The sequence below is a fragment of the Burkholderia sp. 9775_39 genome (genome assembly GCF_015712225.1).
In the GTDB taxonomy this organism is placed as follows: domain Bacteria; phylum Pseudomonadota; class Gammaproteobacteria; order Burkholderiales; family Burkholderiaceae; genus Burkholderia; species Burkholderia cenocepacia.
On the sequence record NZ_JACCQC010000002.1, the window covers coordinates 363,899 to 380,667 of the forward strand.

The 16,769-nt window shown below is 66.7% G+C and carries 17 protein-coding genes; 12 read left to right on the forward strand and 5 right to left on the reverse strand.

Going from position 1 to position 16,769, the window contains the following annotated elements:
- Window positions 1-27 precede the first annotated feature (27 nt).
- Together catA and catC are read left to right on the forward strand one after the other, a co-directional pair.
- On the forward strand, window positions 28-930 hold the full coding sequence (catA, locus tag H0X90_RS04445) for a catechol 1,2-dioxygenase (protein WP_006496024.1): 903 nt from the start codon (window positions 28-30) through the stop codon (window positions 928-930).
- Between the two features lie 43 nt (window positions 931-973).
- Window positions 974-1,264, forward strand: coding sequence for a muconolactone Delta-isomerase (gene catC / locus H0X90_RS04450; RefSeq protein ID WP_006484359.1), 291 nt, complete (start codon window positions 974-976; stop codon window positions 1,262-1,264).
- A 182-nt stretch (window positions 1,265-1,446) separates the two neighbouring features.
- Here catC and H0X90_RS04455 read toward each other — a convergent pair whose 3' ends face one another.
- Window positions 1,447-2,226 (reverse strand): NAD(P)H-dependent oxidoreductase, encoded by a 780-nt coding sequence (locus H0X90_RS04455; RefSeq protein WP_006496025.1) that lies wholly within the window; start codon window positions 2,224-2,226, stop codon window positions 1,447-1,449.
- An 86-nt stretch (window positions 2,227-2,312) separates the two neighbouring features.
- On the opposite strand from H0X90_RS04455, the gene H0X90_RS04460 reads away from it, so the two are divergent.
- Together H0X90_RS04460 and H0X90_RS04465 are read left to right on the forward strand one after the other, a co-directional pair.
- Complete coding sequence (locus H0X90_RS04460; protein ID WP_062885375.1) at window positions 2,313-3,206, forward strand: LysR family transcriptional regulator; 894 nt, start codon at window positions 2,313-2,315, stop codon at window positions 3,204-3,206.
- Between the two features lie 164 nt (window positions 3,207-3,370).
- Complete coding sequence (locus H0X90_RS04465) at window positions 3,371-3,775, forward strand: DUF2471 family protein (protein WP_006484347.1); 405 nt, start codon at window positions 3,371-3,373, stop codon at window positions 3,773-3,775.
- 187 nt (window positions 3,776-3,962) lie between these two features.
- Here the strand turns inward: H0X90_RS04465 and H0X90_RS04470 are convergent, their stop codons facing one another.
- Window positions 3,963-5,996: an NADPH-dependent 2,4-dienoyl-CoA reductase gene (locus H0X90_RS04470; protein WP_006484351.1), complete on the reverse strand. Its 2,034-nt coding sequence runs from the start codon at window positions 5,994-5,996 to the stop codon at window positions 3,963-3,965.
- A gap of 75 nt (window positions 5,997-6,071) precedes the next feature.
- Here H0X90_RS04470 and H0X90_RS04475 point away from each other — a divergent pair, with 75 nt between their 5' ends.
- The 3 genes from H0X90_RS04475 to H0X90_RS04485 all read left to right on the forward strand — a co-directional run bounded on the left by H0X90_RS04475 (window position 6,072) and on the right by H0X90_RS04485 (window position 8,489).
- A complete protein-coding gene (locus H0X90_RS04475; protein ID WP_077190816.1) occupies window positions 6,072-7,142 on the forward strand; it encodes an AraC family transcriptional regulator in 1,071 nt (356 codons plus the stop codon).
- Between the two features lie 202 nt (window positions 7,143-7,344).
- Window positions 7,345-7,890, forward strand: a complete 546-nt coding sequence (locus H0X90_RS04480) for a hypothetical protein (RefSeq protein WP_226245127.1) — start codon at window positions 7,345-7,347, stop codon at window positions 7,888-7,890.
- A complete protein-coding gene (locus tag H0X90_RS04485) occupies window positions 7,887-8,489 on the forward strand; it encodes a hypothetical protein (protein WP_077190817.1) in 603 nt (200 codons plus the stop codon). The genes H0X90_RS04480 and H0X90_RS04485 overlap by 4 nt, the downstream gene beginning before the upstream one ends.
- A gap of 99 nt (window positions 8,490-8,588) precedes the next feature.
- On the opposite strand, the gene H0X90_RS04490 is transcribed toward H0X90_RS04485, so the two are convergent.
- From H0X90_RS04490 to H0X90_RS04500, 3 genes are all read right to left on the reverse strand, one after another.
- Window positions 8,589-9,068, reverse strand: coding sequence for a DUF126 domain-containing protein (locus tag H0X90_RS04490; protein ID WP_077190818.1), 480 nt, complete (start codon window positions 9,066-9,068; stop codon window positions 8,589-8,591).
- Window positions 9,061-10,308: an aconitase X gene (locus H0X90_RS04495; protein ID WP_077190819.1), complete on the reverse strand. Its 1,248-nt coding sequence runs from the start codon at window positions 10,306-10,308 to the stop codon at window positions 9,061-9,063. Before H0X90_RS04495 ends, H0X90_RS04490 begins: the two co-directional genes overlap by 8 nt.
- Before the next feature lie 202 nt (window positions 10,309-10,510).
- Window positions 10,511-10,939, reverse strand: coding sequence for a MarR family winged helix-turn-helix transcriptional regulator (locus tag H0X90_RS04500; protein WP_006484349.1), 429 nt, complete (start codon window positions 10,937-10,939; stop codon window positions 10,511-10,513).
- Between the two features lie 92 nt (window positions 10,940-11,031).
- On the opposite strand from H0X90_RS04500, the gene H0X90_RS04505 reads away from it, so the two are divergent.
- The 5 genes from H0X90_RS04505 to H0X90_RS04525 all read left to right on the forward strand — a co-directional run bounded on the left by H0X90_RS04505 (window position 11,032) and on the right by H0X90_RS04525 (window position 16,701).
- Window positions 11,032-11,952, forward strand: a complete 921-nt coding sequence (locus H0X90_RS04505; RefSeq protein ID WP_006491760.1) for a LysR family transcriptional regulator — start codon at window positions 11,032-11,034, stop codon at window positions 11,950-11,952.
- A 109-nt stretch (window positions 11,953-12,061) separates the two neighbouring features.
- Window positions 12,062-12,493 (forward strand): MarR family winged helix-turn-helix transcriptional regulator, encoded by a 432-nt coding sequence (locus H0X90_RS04510; protein ID WP_006491751.1) that lies wholly within the window; start codon window positions 12,062-12,064, stop codon window positions 12,491-12,493.
- 64 nt (window positions 12,494-12,557) lie between these two features.
- A complete protein-coding gene (locus H0X90_RS04515; protein WP_034202668.1) occupies window positions 12,558-13,652 on the forward strand; it encodes an HlyD family secretion protein in 1,095 nt (364 codons plus the stop codon).
- 13 nt (window positions 13,653-13,665) lie between these two features.
- Window positions 13,666-15,240: a DHA2 family efflux MFS transporter permease subunit gene (locus H0X90_RS04520; protein ID WP_077190820.1), complete on the forward strand. Its 1,575-nt coding sequence runs from the start codon at window positions 13,666-13,668 to the stop codon at window positions 15,238-15,240.
- Window positions 15,241-15,258: 18 nt separating this feature from the next.
- On the forward strand, window positions 15,259-16,701 hold the full coding sequence (locus H0X90_RS04525) for an efflux transporter outer membrane subunit (RefSeq protein ID WP_077190821.1): 1,443 nt from the start codon (window positions 15,259-15,261) through the stop codon (window positions 16,699-16,701).
- Window positions 16,702-16,769: the final 68 nt, after the last annotated feature.

A 16,769-nucleotide genomic window follows, 5' to 3' on the forward strand; every position in this document is an offset into this window, starting at 1 on the left:
ACACGACAACCGACACCGGAGACACAGATGAACAAGCAAGCCATCGACGCCCTGCTGAAGACCTTCGACGACGCCGCGGAAAAGCCCGGCAACCCGCGCGTGCGCGCGATCGTCAACCGGATCGTGAAGGACATCTGCTACACGATCGAGGACTTCGACGTGCAGCCGAGCGAATTCTGGACGGCCCTGAACTACCTGAACGAAGCCGGCCGCGAATTCGGGCTGATCGCCGCGGGCCTCGGCCTCGAACGCTTCCTCGACGTGCGGATGGACGAAGCCGAGGCCAAGGCCGGCATCCAGGGCGGCACGCCGCGCACGATCGAAGGGCCGCTGTACGTCGCCGGCGCGCCGGAATCGGTCGGCCACGCGCGTCTCGACGACGGCACCGATCCGGGCCAGACGCTGATCATGCGCGGCCGCGTGCTCGGCCAGGACGGCGCGCCGCTCGCGAACGCGCTGGTCGAGGTGTGGCACGCGAACCATCTGGGCAATTACTCGTACTTCGACGCGTCGCAGCCCGCGTTCAACCTGCGCCGCTCGATCCGCACCGATGCCGAAGGCCGCTACAGCTTCCGCAGCGTGCTGCCGGTCGGCTACAGCGTGCCGCCGGGCAGCAAGACCGAGCAATTGCTCGACCAGCTCGGCCGCCACGGCCATCGTCCGGCGCACATTCACTTCTTCGTTTCGGCGGACGGTTATCGTAAGCTGACGACGCAGATCAACATCGACGGCGATCCGCACCTGTGGGACGACTTCGCGTTCGCGACGCGCGACGGGCTGATCCCGCCGGTCAAGCAGGCGGAGGGCGCGGAAGGCAAGCCGTATGGCGTCGACGGGCAGTTCGCGCTGATCGACTTCGACTTCACGCTGCTCAAGGACAAGCAGGACGTGCCGGGCAGCGAAGTCGAGCGGGCCCGCGCGCAGGCGTGAGCGCCCTTCCCGTTCGACGAATCGACAACGCAAGGAGTGCAGGATGCTGTTTCATGTGGAAATGACCGTTCGCCTGCCGGCGGACATGGATCCGGTCAAGGCGGCCACGCTGAAGGCCGAAGAAAAGGCGATGTGCCAGCGGCTGATGAACGAAGGCACGTGGCGCCATCTGTGGCGGATCGCCGGGCAGTATGCGAACGTCAGTATTTTCGACGTCGAAAGCGTGCAGCAGTTGCATGACGTGCTGAGCCAGCTGCCGCTGTTTCCGTATATGGAGATGGAGGTGCGGGCGCTGTGCCGGCATCCGTCTTCGGTGCGGGACGACGATCGGTAAGCAACGGGGTGAATCGCGGCCGTGCCCCACGGCCGCGAAATGGCACGAGATGCCACGAGAAGCACGACCCGGGCGGCCGGCGATGTCACGCAGGCCGCCCGGGTCGTTTGCATTCTGCGTCCGGCATCTTGCGTATGGCGGCGGCTGTCCGTGCCGCCCCGCGTCGGGGTGTGCAGTAACCGTCAGGCGGTCACGTGTGCGGCGAACCCCACCTTCCCCGGCGCGATGTCCTCCTTCAACGTCAGCGCCGGAATCTCGTAATCGCCCGCGTTCTGTCGGCGAAACGGAATCGGCGGCGTGGTCCACAGAGCGTCGAGACGCTGGCCGAGCGCCGTACAGGTTTTGTCGAAGCGCGCGGCGTTCATCTTGCCCGTCTGATAGATCACGAACGGCGGCAGCACGTCGAATCCCGGGTAATACAGCACGCCGTGCTGGATCGGAAACAGCAAGTCGTCGATCGGCCCGTTGATGCCGCGCGGGCTGTAGTGCGACTCCCACCCGCCCGTCGTGACGACGATCATCGCGCGTTTGCCGGCCAGCGAACCTTCGCCGTAGCGATCGCCCCAGTGCGTATCGGAATGCTCGCCGACGCCGTACGCAAAACCGTACGCGTACACGCGCTCGAACCAGCCCTTCATGATCGCCGGCATCGAGAACCACCACAGCGGAAACTGCAGGATCACCGCGTCGGCCCACTTCAGCTTGTCCTGCTCGCGCGCGATGTCGTCGCTTTGCGTACCCGCCGCGAACGCGCGCCGCGAATCGAGCGACGGATCGAACCGCGCGTCGGGCGCGCGATCGGTCACGTCGTTCGCGTCCAGCACCGCCTTCCAGTTCATCGCATACAGGTCGCTCACCTGCACCGCGTGGCCGGCCGCTTCGAGATGCGCGACGGCGAAATCGCGCAGCGCGCCGTTCAGCGAACGCGGTTCGGGATGGGCATACACGATCAGCACATTCATCTTCGTCACTCCGTGGATTGAATGACTGCAGGATGCGGCCTCCGACGGTATATTTGAAATGAATTCCTGATATTCCAGATATAGCCATGAATAATCTCAGAAGGCTCGATCTGAACCTGCTCGTCACGCTGGACGTGCTGCTCGCCGAGCACAACGTCACGCGCGCGGCCGAGAAGCTGAACATGTCGCAGCCGTCGGTCAGCGTGCAGCTGCAGAAACTGCGCGACGTGTTCGGCGATCCGCTGCTGCTGCCCGGGCCGCGCGGAATGCGGCCGACCGCACGCGCGGAAGCGCTGCGCGAGCCGTTGCGCGATGCGCTCGAAGCGGTCGAGCGCGCGGTGATTCCGGCCACGCCGTTCGATCCCGCGACCGCAACGAACACGTGGCGCGTGGCCGCGACCGACTACGGCGAATCGACGATCGTGCTGCCCGCGCTGCACACGCTGCGTTCGGCCGCGCCCGGCACGCGGCTGGCCGTCGTCGAATTGGTGCCGCCACGCATCGAGCAGGATGCCGAACGAAACGGCATCGACCTGGCCTTTCATACGACCGAAGGGTCGCCACCGGGCATGCGGCGCCTGCCGCTGTTCGTCGAGCGCTACGTGCTGATCGGCCGCGCCGGCCACCCGAAGCTGAAGCGGCGCCCCACGCTCGCGCAGTTCGGCACGCTCGAGCACGTGATCGTGTCGCCCGACGGCGGCGGCTTCTTCGGCGTGACGGACGAAGCGCTCGCGAAGGTCGGGGCCACGCGGCGCGTCGTGCTGTCGGTGCCGCACTTCCTGTTCGTGATGTCGGCCGTCGCGAGCACCGATCTCGTCGCGATGCTGCCCGAGCGGCTGGTGCGCGACGTGCCGGCGCTGCGCGTGGTGGACGCACCGGTCGAGGTGCCCGGCTATGAAATGTCGATGCTGTGGCACGAGCGCGTGCATCGCGATCCGGCGCATCGGTGGCTGCGGGAGACGATCGCGGCGGCGGTGTAGATCGTCCGTCTGATCGACGCGATCGCCCGCATCGATCGCCGATGCACGAAATCCTGCATTCGGGGCTTGAAACCGCGTCGAACACTGTATATATTTACAGTGCTTTTGCACCATTTGACCCGAATTCCGTCATCCACAGACGAACGGACTTTTGTGAGGCGACCATGTTCCAGGCTTCCGCATTCGATCCCGAGCAACCCGGCTTCAATCCCGTCCACTTCGAGCGCGCCGCGCAGCGGGCGGTCGTCGATCTGCAGCGTGTCGTCGGCGGCCCCGCGCAGCGGGCGCTGGGCCTGCGCCGCCGCACCCATCCGGCGGCCGTGCGCACGATGAGCTGGCAGGCGCTGCTGAACGTCGAGGAGCTGGCGTTTTCGAATGCCGGGTTCCTGAACCGCAACGATCCGACCGTCGTCGACGCGTTCATCCGGCTGCGCGACAGCCGGCTGGTCGCCGCGGACGTCGAGGAACCGGTCGACTGGCACCGCGACGACGACGATCTGCCGGCCGTCTACCTGATCGTCAAGGCGATGCTCGAAGCGGAAGCGGAAGAGCGGGCCGAAGCGGCCTGAGTCGCGCCGGTCGGTCGCGGGCACGGTCTGCGGGTGCGCGCCGCCACGTTGCGTGGTGGCGCCATCGGCGCCGCGGTTCGTCATGGTTGCCGCGCCCGCGAATGGGCGCATCAGTCCGCCAACCGTCGCGCACACTGATCATCGCCACGCGACGATCATCCGAATCGGCCACCGCAACGGCCGCCCGTTACAACCGCGCCGCCAGCCGCGCACCCTGATCGATCGCACGCTTCGCATCGAGTTCGGCGGCCAGCTCCGCGCCGCCGATCAGGTGCACCGAGCGCCCGGCCGCCTGCAGCGGCGCCAGCAACGCGCGCTGCGGCTCCTGCCCCGTGCAGAGCACGATCGTATCGGCTTCGATCAGTTCGTGATCGGTGCGCTGCTCGCCGTACGACACATGCAGCCCGCGCGCGTCGATCCGTTCGTAGTTCACGCCGCCGATCATCTTCACCTGTTTCATCTTCAGCGTCGCGCGGTGAATCCAGCCGGTCGTCTTGCCGAGCCCCTTGCCGAGCGGCGCGGCCTTGCGCTGCAGCAACGTCACTTCCCGCGCGGGCGCCGACACCTGCGCCCGCGTCACGCCGCCGCGCGTCGCGGCCGGGTCGGTCACGCCCCACTCGGCCTTCCATTCGTCCAGATCGAGCGCCGGCGACTCGCCGTCCTGCACCAGATATTCGGCGACATCGAAGCCGATCCCGCCCGCGCCCACCACCGCGACCCGCCGGCCGACCGGCTGCTTGCCCGCGAGCACGTCGATATAGCTGAGCACGTTCGGCCCGTCCTGCCCCGGAATCTTCGGGTCGCGCGGCGCGACGCCGGTCGCGAGCACGATCTCGTCGTAGCCGCCCGCGATCAGGTCGCTCGCGTCGACGCGGCGGTTCAGGTGCAGCTTCACGCCGGTCAGCTCGACTTGCCGACCGAAGTAATTCAGCGCTTCGTGAAACTCTTCCTTGCCCGGAATCCGCTTCGCCATGTTGAACTGGCCGCCGATCTCGGCCGCGCCGTCGAACAGGTCGACCTGATGGCCGCGCTGCGCGAGCACCGTCGAGCACGCGAGCCCGGCCGGCCCCGCGCCGACCACCGCGATACGCTTCGGCTGCGACGCAGGCGTGTATTTCAGCTCGGTCTCGTGGCATGCACGCGGATTCAGCAGGCACGACGCAATCTTGTTCTTGAACGCATGATCGAGGCACGCCTGGTTGCAGCCGATGCAGGTATTGATCTCGTCGGCCCGGCCCTGCGCGGCCTTGACGACGAACTCGGCATCCGCGAGCAGCGGCCGCGCCATCGACACCATGTCCGCGCAGCCGTCCGCGAGAATCTGCTCGGCCACTTCGGGCCGGTTGATCCGGTTGGTCGTCACGAGCGGGATGCCCACTTCGCCCTTCATCTTCTTCGTCACCCACGCGAACGCGCCGCGCGGGACCGACGTCGCGATCGTCGGCACGCGCGCCTCGTGCCAGCCGATCCCGGTGTTGATGATCGTCGCGCCCGCGCGCTCGACCGCCTTCGCGAGCTGCACGGTTTCGCGCCAGTCGCTGCCGTCCGGAATCAGGTCGAGCATCGACAGCCGGTAGATCAGGATGAAATCGCGGCCGACCGCTTCGCGCGTGCGCTCGACGATCTCGATCGGCAGGCGGATGCGGTTCTCGTACGCACCGCCCCACTGGTCGCTGCGCTTGTTCGTATGCATCGAGATGAACTGGTTGATCAGGTAGCCCTCGGAGCCCATGATCTCGACGCCGTCGTAACCGGCTTCGCGGGCCAGCTTCGCGCAGCGCACGAACGCGCGGATCTGCCGCTCGACGCCGCGCGCGCTCAGTTCGTGCGGCGCGAACGGCGAGATCGGCGACTTGATCTTCGACGGCGCGACCGCGAACGGGTGATAACCGTAGCGGCCCGTATGCAGGATCTGCAGCGCGATCTTGCCGTCCTCCGCGTGCACGGCGCCGGTGATCTCGCGATGCCGGCGCGCGGCGGCCGACGTCATCAGCGTGCCGCCGAACGGCTTGGTCCAGCCGGCCACGTTCGGCGCGAAGCCGCCCGTCACGATCAGGCCGACCCCGCCGCGCGCGCGTTCGGCGAAATATTCGGCGAGGCGCGGCAGCGTCTTGCGGCTGTCCTCGAGGCCGGTATGCATCGAGCCCATCAGCACGCGATTCTTCAGCGTCGTGAAGCCGAGATCGAGCGGGGCGAGCAGGTGCGGAAAGGGTGTCGTCATGATGAGTCGGCCAATAAGCGATGGCTGCCATCGTAGGCGCGCGCTGCCTTGAACGTGAGGGGGCAAACAGCCATAATGCTTGTCATTTCCGGCCAAATCGACATGACTTCCCCGTCTCGCAAGGATCGCCTCGGGCTACGCCGGCCGACGATTCCGGTCGCCTATACGCGCCTGCTGCTGCAGGCGCTGGCCGCGCGCGGCGTCGACCTGGCCGCCGTGCGCGCCGGCACGGGCCTGCGCGACGCGGTGCTGGCCGAACCGGACGCGCGCGTCGCGCCGTCGCAATGGGGGCGGCTCGTGCTCAACGCGATCGAAATCGGCGGCGATCCGGGCATCGGGCTCGCGTTCGGGCTGCTGCTGAAGCCGACCGTGCACGGCTTTCTCGGCTATGCGACGTTGACCGCGCGGGACATCCGTGAAGCGCTGTCGGTCACGCAGCGCTACTTCCGGATGCGCAATCGCCAGTACCGGCTGACCTATGCGGAAGACGAACGCGGCGCGACGCTCGAGTTGCACGGCGTGCAGGCGAATCCCGTCCTCCAGCATCACGTGATGTTCGAATTCGTGCTGACCGGGCTCGCACAGAACATCTCCCAATGGTCGGGCCGCGCGTCGCCGCCGATCACGCTGCAATTCGCATGGCCGGAACCCGCGTATTTCGCGCGCTATCGCGACCAGTTGCCGCCGGTGGCATTCGGCTGCGCGGCCAACGCGCTGTGGATCGCGCGCGATGCGCTCGACTGGCCGCTACCGCTCGCCGACGAGGTCGCGCACCGGCAGGCGCTCGTGCAGGTCGAGCGCGAATATGCGCAGGTGCGGCAGGAGGAAGGCGATCTGGTCGAGCGCGTGCGCGCGGAGCTGGCGCGCGCCGCCGGCGATTATCCGGGGCCGGACACGCTCGCCGATGCGCTGCTCGTGTCGACGCGCACGCTGCGGCGCCGGCTGGAGGAAGCCGGATCGAGCTATCGGCAATTGCTCGATGAAGTGCGGTTTCGCGACGCGAAGCAGTTGCTCGCCGCGTCGGATCTCGATCTGAAAACGATCGCCGAGCGGCTGCAATTCACCGACCCGGCGAACTTCACGCGCGCGTTCCGGCGCTGGGCCGGGCAGACGCCGAGCGCGTTTCGGGAAGCGGCTGCGAGGTGATCGCGTCAGCGGCGACCCGGGCACCGGCGCGAATAACGCCGAACCGCCGGCGGGAGGAGGCGGGTGCGGCCGCGCGCGGATCGCAGTGCCACGCGCCAGCCAACCCGTCGTCCGACAATGCCGGACGGTGGGCCGAAAGCTGTGGCGTATGATGGGCGCCACATCAAAACGACGTCGCGCGGACCCGCGCCCTCTCCGACCCATGCCCAATCGCACCACCCTGATCGAGGCCACGATCGACCGTGTCGATACCAACCTCATCCGAGTCAAGGCCGATGTCAGGAAGCACCCGCCATACCGTTTGACGATGCAGAACATCTGCTACTTCGTCACGGCCAACGACGTCGACGAAGAAGCATTCAAGCAGATCGAGAAACTGAGGCCCGGCATGTCGGTGCGTGCCTGCACGTTCGAGCATCGCGGCCGTCGCCGAATCGCGTGGATCAGGAGCGGCAGCCTTGCCATCGCGCCGTACGACGTGCGCGCGCAAAAGCGACGGAACCTGTCGCTGCTCGCCTGGGCGTCGTGCCTGGTCGTGCTGAGTCTGGGTACCGCTGCCGCGGCACTCCATTCGGGCTGGGCGTTCACCTCGGCACTGGCCACCGTCGTGGCCATCGTCGGTCTGGTGGGCAACCTGGTCGCCATCGGCGGCTTGTCCGACCTGATCTTCCAGCCGCAGCGACGCGAAGCCCAGGATTGCTGGCTAGGCGAACCGTCCGGTTTCAGCGCGGAGCGGAGTAGCCCATGACGAACCACGACATGCATATCGTATCCGGCCGCGTGACGGCAATCAGTCAGCAATCGATCGAGACGAAGGTCTGGAGCAACAACCTGGGCACGACGACGCAAAGTATCGAGGAAATCACGCTCAAACTCGATTCGCTCGCGTCCCCCCTCGTGTTCAGGACCAACGGGACGACGCGCCTGTTCATCGCCGATGGCGATCGATTGAATGTCGCCTATGCCGGCGACCAGGATCGCCAGTTCATCTACGGCATTCGCAACATGACCGACGGTTCGGCTTATCTGCTGCGCCCCGCCAAAGTCGCCGGCGCCCGAACCGACCTTTTCGTCATGCTCATTTGCGTGATCGGCGCGGCCGTCGTCAGCGGAATCGTATCCGCGGTGACGCTCAGCATGGAATCGACGTTCGACGTGTTTGCGCTGATCAGCGCGAGCGTAATCGGCTTGTGCGTGCTGAGTGCGATCCTGCGCATCCTGTTCGGCGTGATCGTATGGCCCGAAATCAGAAGACTGGCGCAGCCGGGCGGCAAACGTGAAATGAACGCGGCAGCTCAAGCGCTGTCGCTCACGCAGGAAGAAACCCGACACGTGCGCTTCATCTGACCGGGACAGGTGCGGCTACCGCGCGGCGAACGACGCTGCTCGCTCCGGATCGCATCGCCGCGGCCACCACCTGACTCGCCGTCAGTTCGCGCCGCTCGTTCAGGTCGAACCGAATCGGCCCGAACGCGCATCAGTGCCCAGATAAATCCGCGCGCCGCCGTCCCCCTCGCCCGCTTCGATCCGCACATCGCCCGTTGCGGCGACGATCGCGTCGTACACATCGTCGCTCACGCACACCACCGGCACCGCGATCGCATACAGCTCGGCGGCCACGATCGCGCCGATCGAGATAATCAAATCGCGCTCCTTCAACACGATCCCGACCGGCCCCGTGCCATTGCGCACCGCTTCCGCGAGCACGCTGCTGCTCGAGCTCGAACCCTTCGCGTGCGGCATCACCATCACCTTGCCGGCGAGGCTCGCGCCGGCCTGCGGATGCCCGCGATCGACGATCCGGCCCACGCCCGAGTCGTAGCCGCCCCAGAAGCTCAGCGGCTTGTCGAGGATGAACGGGCGCGCGCACGCGCTGCCCGGCACGAGCGTGTCGCCCGTCAAGAATGTGCCCGTCGTTTCAGTCATCGAATCGCACCTTGCCTTCGTACGCGGAGCGCACGCATTCGCGCATGCTGCCGTACGCGACCGTCACGCCGATGTTCGCGGGCGCATACGACGCCCATTTCCCCGAGTTGGTCATCACCAGCCCCGACAGTTGCTTCATCACCGGCGTGATGTACGTGCAGGTATCGACGACGATCTGGATGCCGCGCGCGGCGAATTTCTCCGCGAGGCCGGCTTGCTCCAGTTCCCACAGAATGAAGCGGCTCGTGTTCACGTAGAAGTCGCACGCCGGCTTGCCGTCGAACGCGTCGAGCAACGTGTCGAGCGTGCGGAATTCGGCCAGCGAAAAATGCGGCGTGCCGAGCGCGACCGCGACGAGCGCGTCGCCGGCCGCACCGTGATTCAGCGTGCGGCGAATCTCGTCGAGATCGGCCATCGCGATATCGACCGTGTGCTGCGCGGCGCGGCCGTGCAACGCGGCGTCGAGCGTCGGCGCCTCGGGCGTCACGCCGACCGCATGGAACAGCGCGACGGCCCCGCTCGACGCGGCGGCCGCGCCGAGCGCCTTGAGTTCGTCCTCGGTGGTGTCCGCCGGCAACCCGACGATCGCCGGCACGACCGCGCCCGCGACCTTGCCGACCGCCAAACCGAGCGCGGCGAAATAGATGTCGCGCGACGGCAAGCGGCTGAAATCGGGCGCATTGAACACGATCCGCGCGGCGCGGTTCGCGTCGACATGCAGCCCCGCATACGGCGCGCGCCCGGTGATCGCGGCGGCCAGATCGAGAAAATCGCCGTAGCGGCTCGTGCGCGCGCCGAGCACCGAGTTCGCGAACACGATCGCATTCGATTCGGCCCACGCGATCTGCTCGCCCTTCGCCGGACGATTCTTCAGCTGATACGGCGCGCACGTGAAGCTCGATTCGCAGCCGAGTTGCAGATGCGCGTCCATCAGGCGCTGCGCATCGCGCTGGATCGTGCGGTCGCCGTGGTACAGCTCGGGATGGATCAGGTCGAGCGACCCGACGTTCAAGGTGGTCGGCACCGCGACCTTCGCGCCCGTGTCGACGAAATAGTCGACGAAGTCGAGGCTCGTCTGGCCGTGATACAGACAGCCGTCGATATGGGCGGACGTAATGTCGATCAGGTGCGGCGCGGACATCACCTGCGCGGTGCGCGCGACGATCCGCATCGCGCGGGCGACGCCGTCGCCGAAATCCCCGCGCAACATGGCGTCGTCGCGGTCACTCAACTGCAGCATCGGTTGCTCCTCGTGACGCGTACCGGCGGCGGCGCCGGTTCGTGAAATCAGTCAGAGGACTCTACAACTGGAAATAAAAACTGTCCAGATCGCCATCAAACCGGACATCATCAAAACCAATTCCAGCAATCGACTACTTCCAAGCCGACCAATGGCCTGAATTTCGCGCCAGTTGATCGCCACACCGCCACGCCAGCCCCGCCTACCGTTCCGCCGTCAGGCTGAACAATTCATTGCGCAACGCCTTCGCGCGCTCGCGGCCGAACTGCGTGTCGAATTCGTCCTGCGCGGCCTGCCACGCGACTTTTGCCTGCGCGAACGTACGCTCGCCGAGCTTCGTGAGGTGCAGCGCATGCGCGCGTGCATCGTGCTCGGACGCCGCCGTCGAGACGAAACCGTCGCGCTGCAACGGCTTCAGCGCACGCAGCAAGGTCGTGCGGTCCATCACGAGCATGTCGGCAAGTTCGCTCATCAGGAGGCCCGGGTGGCGCGTGAGGTTCGCCATGATCGAGAACTGGGCGGGCGTGACGCCGACCGGGGCCAGATGGCGTTCGTACAGCTGCGTGACGAAGCGCGCCGCCTGACGCAGCGCGAGACAGTTGCATGCCTGGGCAATCGAGGTGTCGTTCATGTTCGGCAATTTATATGTGCATATGCATAAAGTCAATGTACACTCCGCCGTAACAGCGGCCGGCGGCCGGCCATCGCGTCAAGGAGACCGACATGGACTACATCGACAAGCTGCGCATCTTCCGGTCGGTGGTGGAGATGCGCAGCTTCACGCGCGCCGCCGACATGCACGGCCTCGCGCGGCCGGTCGTATCGCGTGCGGTCGCGGATCTGGAGGCGCGTTTCGGCAGCCGGCTGCTGCACCGGACGACCCGCCAGGTATCGCTGACCGAAACGGCCGAACGCATCTACGAGCGTTGCGCGGCCGTGCTCGACGAACTCGACGCGCTGGAAGTGGAAGCGCAGACGCACACGCGCGAGCCCGAAGGCCTGCTGCGCCTCGTCGCGCATACGACGGCCGCGCTGAACCGGCTCGTGCCGCTGATCGCCGGCTTCAAGCGCGCGCATCCGAACGTGCGCCTCGACGTCACGCTGACCGAGCGCCCGGTCGATCTGGTCGGCGAAGGCTACGACATCGGCATCGTCGTGCCGTACATGCTGACGAGCGAATCGACCGTCGTGCGGCTGGTCGAGCGCATTCCGGTCGTGATCGTCGCGACGCCTGCGTATCTGCAGACGCATGCGCGCCCCGAGACGCCGGCCGACCTCGCCGATCACGCGTTCGTGCCGATCTCGCCGTCGCTGCGCCGCCCGGCGCTGTCGTTCCGGGTCGACGGCGACATGCTCACCGTGCCGTTCCGTTTCGACATCTCGTCGAACAGCCCCGTGTTCAACCGCGAAATGGTGATGCACGACTTCGGCATCGGCGTCGTCCCGAAGACGCTCGTCCAGGCCGAACTCGCATCGGGCGCGCTCGTGCAGTTGCTGGAAGAAGCCGATCTCGTCGACGCGTTCGTCGAAATCAAGCTCGCGTACGCGAACCGCGCGCTGCTGCCCGCGAAGGTGAAGGCGTTCATCGACTACACGGCCGCGTACTGCGACCGCGAAGGCTGGATCGTTCCGGCAGCGGCGTGACGCCGGGCGCGCGAATGCGCGTTTCCGACGCCGATTGATACAGCCACGACACCAATCTGATCCCACCGCGCCCCTCGCTTCGCGCCGCGTCGCCACCTAACATGTGCACATGCACAAGACCACGCTCACCGATGACGATTGCTTCGCGGTCCGGCAAGCCGCCCGGCGGATCTCGCAGTTCTACGAGCGCTACCTGTCGCGGGCGGGCGTCACACCGTCGCAGTACAGCATCCTCGCGCTGCTGCGCGAGCGGCCCGGCCTGACGATGGCGACGCTGTCGAACGTGCTGGTGATCGAACGCACCGCGCTGTTGCGCGCGCTCAAGCCGCTCGTCGGCGCGGCGCTGGTGACGGGGCGGATCGAGCCGCCGTGCCGCGGTCAGACCTTCGCGCTGACCGCGCACGGCGAAACGAAGGTGGCCGATGCGCACGTGCACTGGCTCGCCGCGCAGGAAGCGTTCGAGCGGTGCTTCGGGTCGGTGCAGGCGGCCCGACTGAGAGACGAATTGTTCCGCATCACGCACAACCTGCCGGAACGCTAACCCTTTCCCCGATCGACGTCGTGCCGTCGATCGTTTTAATAAGTGCATATACATAGGTGAATCGATGGATACGACCCAAGACGCTGCCTCGTCACGCGAAGCAGCCACAACCGAGCGGCCCGCCAAGCAGCAACGCCGCGTACCGTGGATGCGCATCGCGGTGGGCGCCGTCGTCGTCGTGGTCGCGGCCGCCGCGCTCGACTGGCTGTTCGTGCTGCGCTTCCAGGAAAGCACCGACGACGCGTACGTCGGTGGCGACGTGACCGTGCTCGCGCCGAAGGTCAACGGCTTCGTCGACAAGATCCTCGTGACCGACAACCAGCGCGTGAAGGCCGGCGACGTGCTCGTGCAACTCGATGCGCGCGACTACGACGCGAAGCTCGCGCAGGCCAGCGCCGAAGTCGACAGCGCGCGCTCCGCCGTGACCGAACTCGAAGCGAAGCAGCAACTGCAATACGCGGTGATCGGCCAGCACGCGGCCGACAAGAACGCGTCGTCGGCCGAGCTGACGCGCGCTGCGTCGGACCGCGTGCGCTACCGCGAATTGGTGAAGTCGGACGCCGTATCCAACCAGATCGTCGAGCGCGCGGACGCCGATTACTCGAAGGCCGGCGCGGCCGTCGAACGCAGCGACGCCGCGCTGCTCGCATCGAAGCGGCAGCTCGACGTGCTCGGCGCGCAGCTCGCCGATGCGCGGGCCCGCGTGAACACCGCGCTCGCCGCGCAGCGCGTCGCGGCGCTCAACGTCGAATACACGACGATCCGCTCGCCGGTCGACGGCTACGTCGGCAACCGCACGGGGCGCGTCGGGATGCTCGCGAACGTCGGCGTGCCGCTGCTGACGGTCGTGCCGGCCTCCGGCCTGTGGATCGACGCGAACTTCAAGGAAGACCAGCTGCGCAAGATGCGCGCGGGAGACCGCGTCGACGTCGCGCTCGATGCGTCGAGCACGCGGCTGCACGGCCGCGTCGACAGCCTGGCGCCCGCGACCGGCGCCACCTTCAGCGTGCTGCCGCCCGAGAACGCGACCGGCAACTTCACGAAGATCGTCCAGCGCGTGCCGGTGCGCGTGCATCTCGATCCGCAGCCCGGTATCGAGCAGGTGCTGCGCCCCGGCCTGTCCGCGGTCGTGACCGTGCATACCGACCACCAGCACTGAGCGGGAGCCGACGATGACCACCGCGTTTTCCGGCGACCCCGCGTCGCAACCGACCAGACAGCGCGTGTTCGCGTTCGCGCTGATGTGCGTCGGCTTCTTCATGGCGACGCTCGACATCCAGATCGTCGCGTCGTCGCTGCGCGACATCGGCGGCGGGCTGTCCGCGAGCCAGGACGAACTGTCGTGGGTGCAGACCGCGTACCTGATCGCCGAGATCATCGTGATCCCGATGTCGGGCTGGCTGTCGAAGGTGATGTCGACGCGCTGGCTGTTCGCCGCGTCGGCCGTCGGCTTCACGATCACCAGCATGCTGTGCGGGCTCGCGTGGGACATCAACTCGATGATCCTGTTTCGCGGGCTGCAGGGCGCGCTCGGCGCCGCGATGATCCCGACTGTGTTCACGACCGCGTTCGTGCTGTTCCCCGGCAGGCAGCGGCTGATCGCGTCGACGACCATCGGCGCGCTCGCATCGCTCGCGCCGGCGATCGGCCCCGTGATCGGCGGCTGGATCACCGATCAATGGTCGTGGCACTGGCTGTTCTACCTGAACCTCGTGCCGGGCATCGCGGTCGCCGCGCTGGTGCCGCGCTACGTGCATATCGACGCGCCCGATCTCAGCCTGATCAAGCGCGGCGACTATCTCGGCATCCTGCTGATGTCGGGCTTCCTCGGCTGCCTCGAATACGTGCTCGAGGAAGGCCCACGCAAGAACTGGTTCGGCGACGATGCGATCGTGATCTGCGCGTGGCTCTCCGGCATCTGCGGCTTCCTGTTCATCGTGCATGCGCTGACCGCGAAAGATCCGATCGTCGACCTGCGCGCGCTCGCCGTGCGCAACTTCGGGATCGGCAGCCTGCTGTCGTTCGTGACCGGCATCGGGATCTTCGTGACCGTGTTCCTGACGCCGCTGTTTCTCGCGCAGGTGCGTGCGTTCAGCTCGCTGCAGATCGGTATCACGCTGCTGTCGGTCGGCGCGTTCCAGTTGATCGCGCTGTGCGCGTATGCGTTTGCCGCGCGCTACGTCAGCATGCGTGCGCTGCTCGTGTTCGGGCTCATCTGCTTCGGCCTCGGCTGCTACCTGTACACGCCGATCACGCACGACTGGGGCTGGCAGGAATTGCTGCTGCCGCAGGCGCTGCGCGGCATCGGCCAGCAGTTCAGCGTGCCGCCGATCGTGACGATGGCGCTTGGTTCGCTGCCGCAGTCGCGCCTGAAATCGGCGAGCGGATTGTTCAACCTGATGCGCAACCTCGGTGGCGCGATCGGCATCGCGGTGAGCGCGACGATGCTCAACGACCGGCTGAATTTTCATTACCTGCGGCTGAACGAACACGTGAGCGCCGGCGAGCCGCAGGTCGCGTCGCTGCTCGATCGCCAGGCCGCGTACTGGGGATCGGTGGCCGGCAATACGCTGAACACCGCTCAGGCCGGGCTCGCGAACCTGCATCGGCTGATCTATCGCGAAGCGCTGACGCTCACCTATGCGGATGCGTACTACGCGCTGTCGCTGTGCTTCGTCGTCGCGCTGCTTGCCGTCGTGTTTTCCAAACCCATTACGTTGAACGCGCCGCCGCCGGACGCGCACTGAGGCCCAGGGATCATCATCATGAAGAAGCTACTCGTCGCGCTGGCCGTCAGCGCATTCGCCGCAGGGTGTGCGGTGCAGCCCGCGCAGCATCCGGCGCTGAACGAATCCGTTCAGACGCTCGCGCCCACCGCGTGGGATACCGACGTGCCGCGCGCGGACATCGATGCGGCTGCCTGGTGGGCGCAGTTCCACGACCCCGTGCTCGACCGGCTGATCGCGACCGTGCTCGACGGGAACCTCGATCTGCAAGCCGCCGCCGAACGCGTGAAGCAGGCGCAGGCGCTGACCGTGCAGAAACGCGCGGTGCTGCTGCCCGAACTCGACGCGACCGCGCATGCAGCCGACGCGCGGCAGAACACGCCGCCGCCGCTCGGTTATGTGCGGCAGGCCGGCGCGGGCCTCGCACTGAGCTGGTCGCCCGATGTGTTCGGCGGTGAACGGCTCGATTTGCTGGCCGCTCAAGCGGAGTTGGTCGGGCAAAAGCACGCGGAAGATGCGATGCGCCTCGCTCTCGCGGCCGACGCGGCATCCGCGTATGTCGATCTGCGCTGGGCGCAGCAGGAACTGAAGATCCTGCAGGACAACGCGAAGATCCGGCAGCATGCGCTCGAACTCACACGCAAGCGGCAGGCGTTCGGGCTGTCGACGGAACTCGACGTGACGCGTGCGCAGAACCAGCTCGACGCGCTCGAGGCGCGGATTCCGCCGACGCAGGCGCAGATTTCGCATCAGCTCAATCTGATCGCCGTGTATTCGGGGCGGACGCCGGAATCGGTCGATCGGCTCGTGTTGGCGCAGGCCGGGGAGATTCCCGCGCCGCCGATTGGCGCGCCTGGGACGTTGCCTTCGCAGGCGTTGTTGCGGCGGCCGGATGTGCTGACTGCCTATGCGCAGGTCGAGCGGCGTGCGGCGCAAGTGGGCGTGGCGAAGGCCGAGCGGTATCCGAAGTTTTCGTTGAACCTGACGGACGGGATTCTGGCGGCTTCCTATCTCGGGCTGCCGACGTTGACCGATAACCTGTTCAGCGCGGCACTGAGCGCGACGAGCCCGATCTTCAACGCGGGGCGGATTGCCGCCGATATCTCGCAGAGCGAAAGCCGAATGCGCGAGTCGGAACTCGGGTTACGGCAGACGATGCTGCAAGCACTGCGGGAAGTCGAGGATGCGCGTGCGAATCTCGTCAGTTCCGATGAGGCGACGCGAAGGCTGGGTAGCGCATTGGCGGCTTCCGATAAAGCGCTCGGGCTGGCGAATCAGCTCTATAAGGGCGGCGCGACGGATTTTCTGGATGTGCTGTCGGCGCAGGAGGTTTATTTGCGGGATTCGGATTCGCTCAATCAGGTCAAGCGCGAACATGCGCTCGCGGCGGTGGCGTTGTATCGGTCACTTGGGGGTGGGTGGAGCAGGAATGAGGCGGCGGGTGGACCGCGGGCGGAAACCGAAGCTGTGGCAAAGAACTAGGTGGGATCACGATGCGGGAGCCTGTCAGACTTTTAGTGTGCCGAGGTCATGAAACGATAACGGAACTA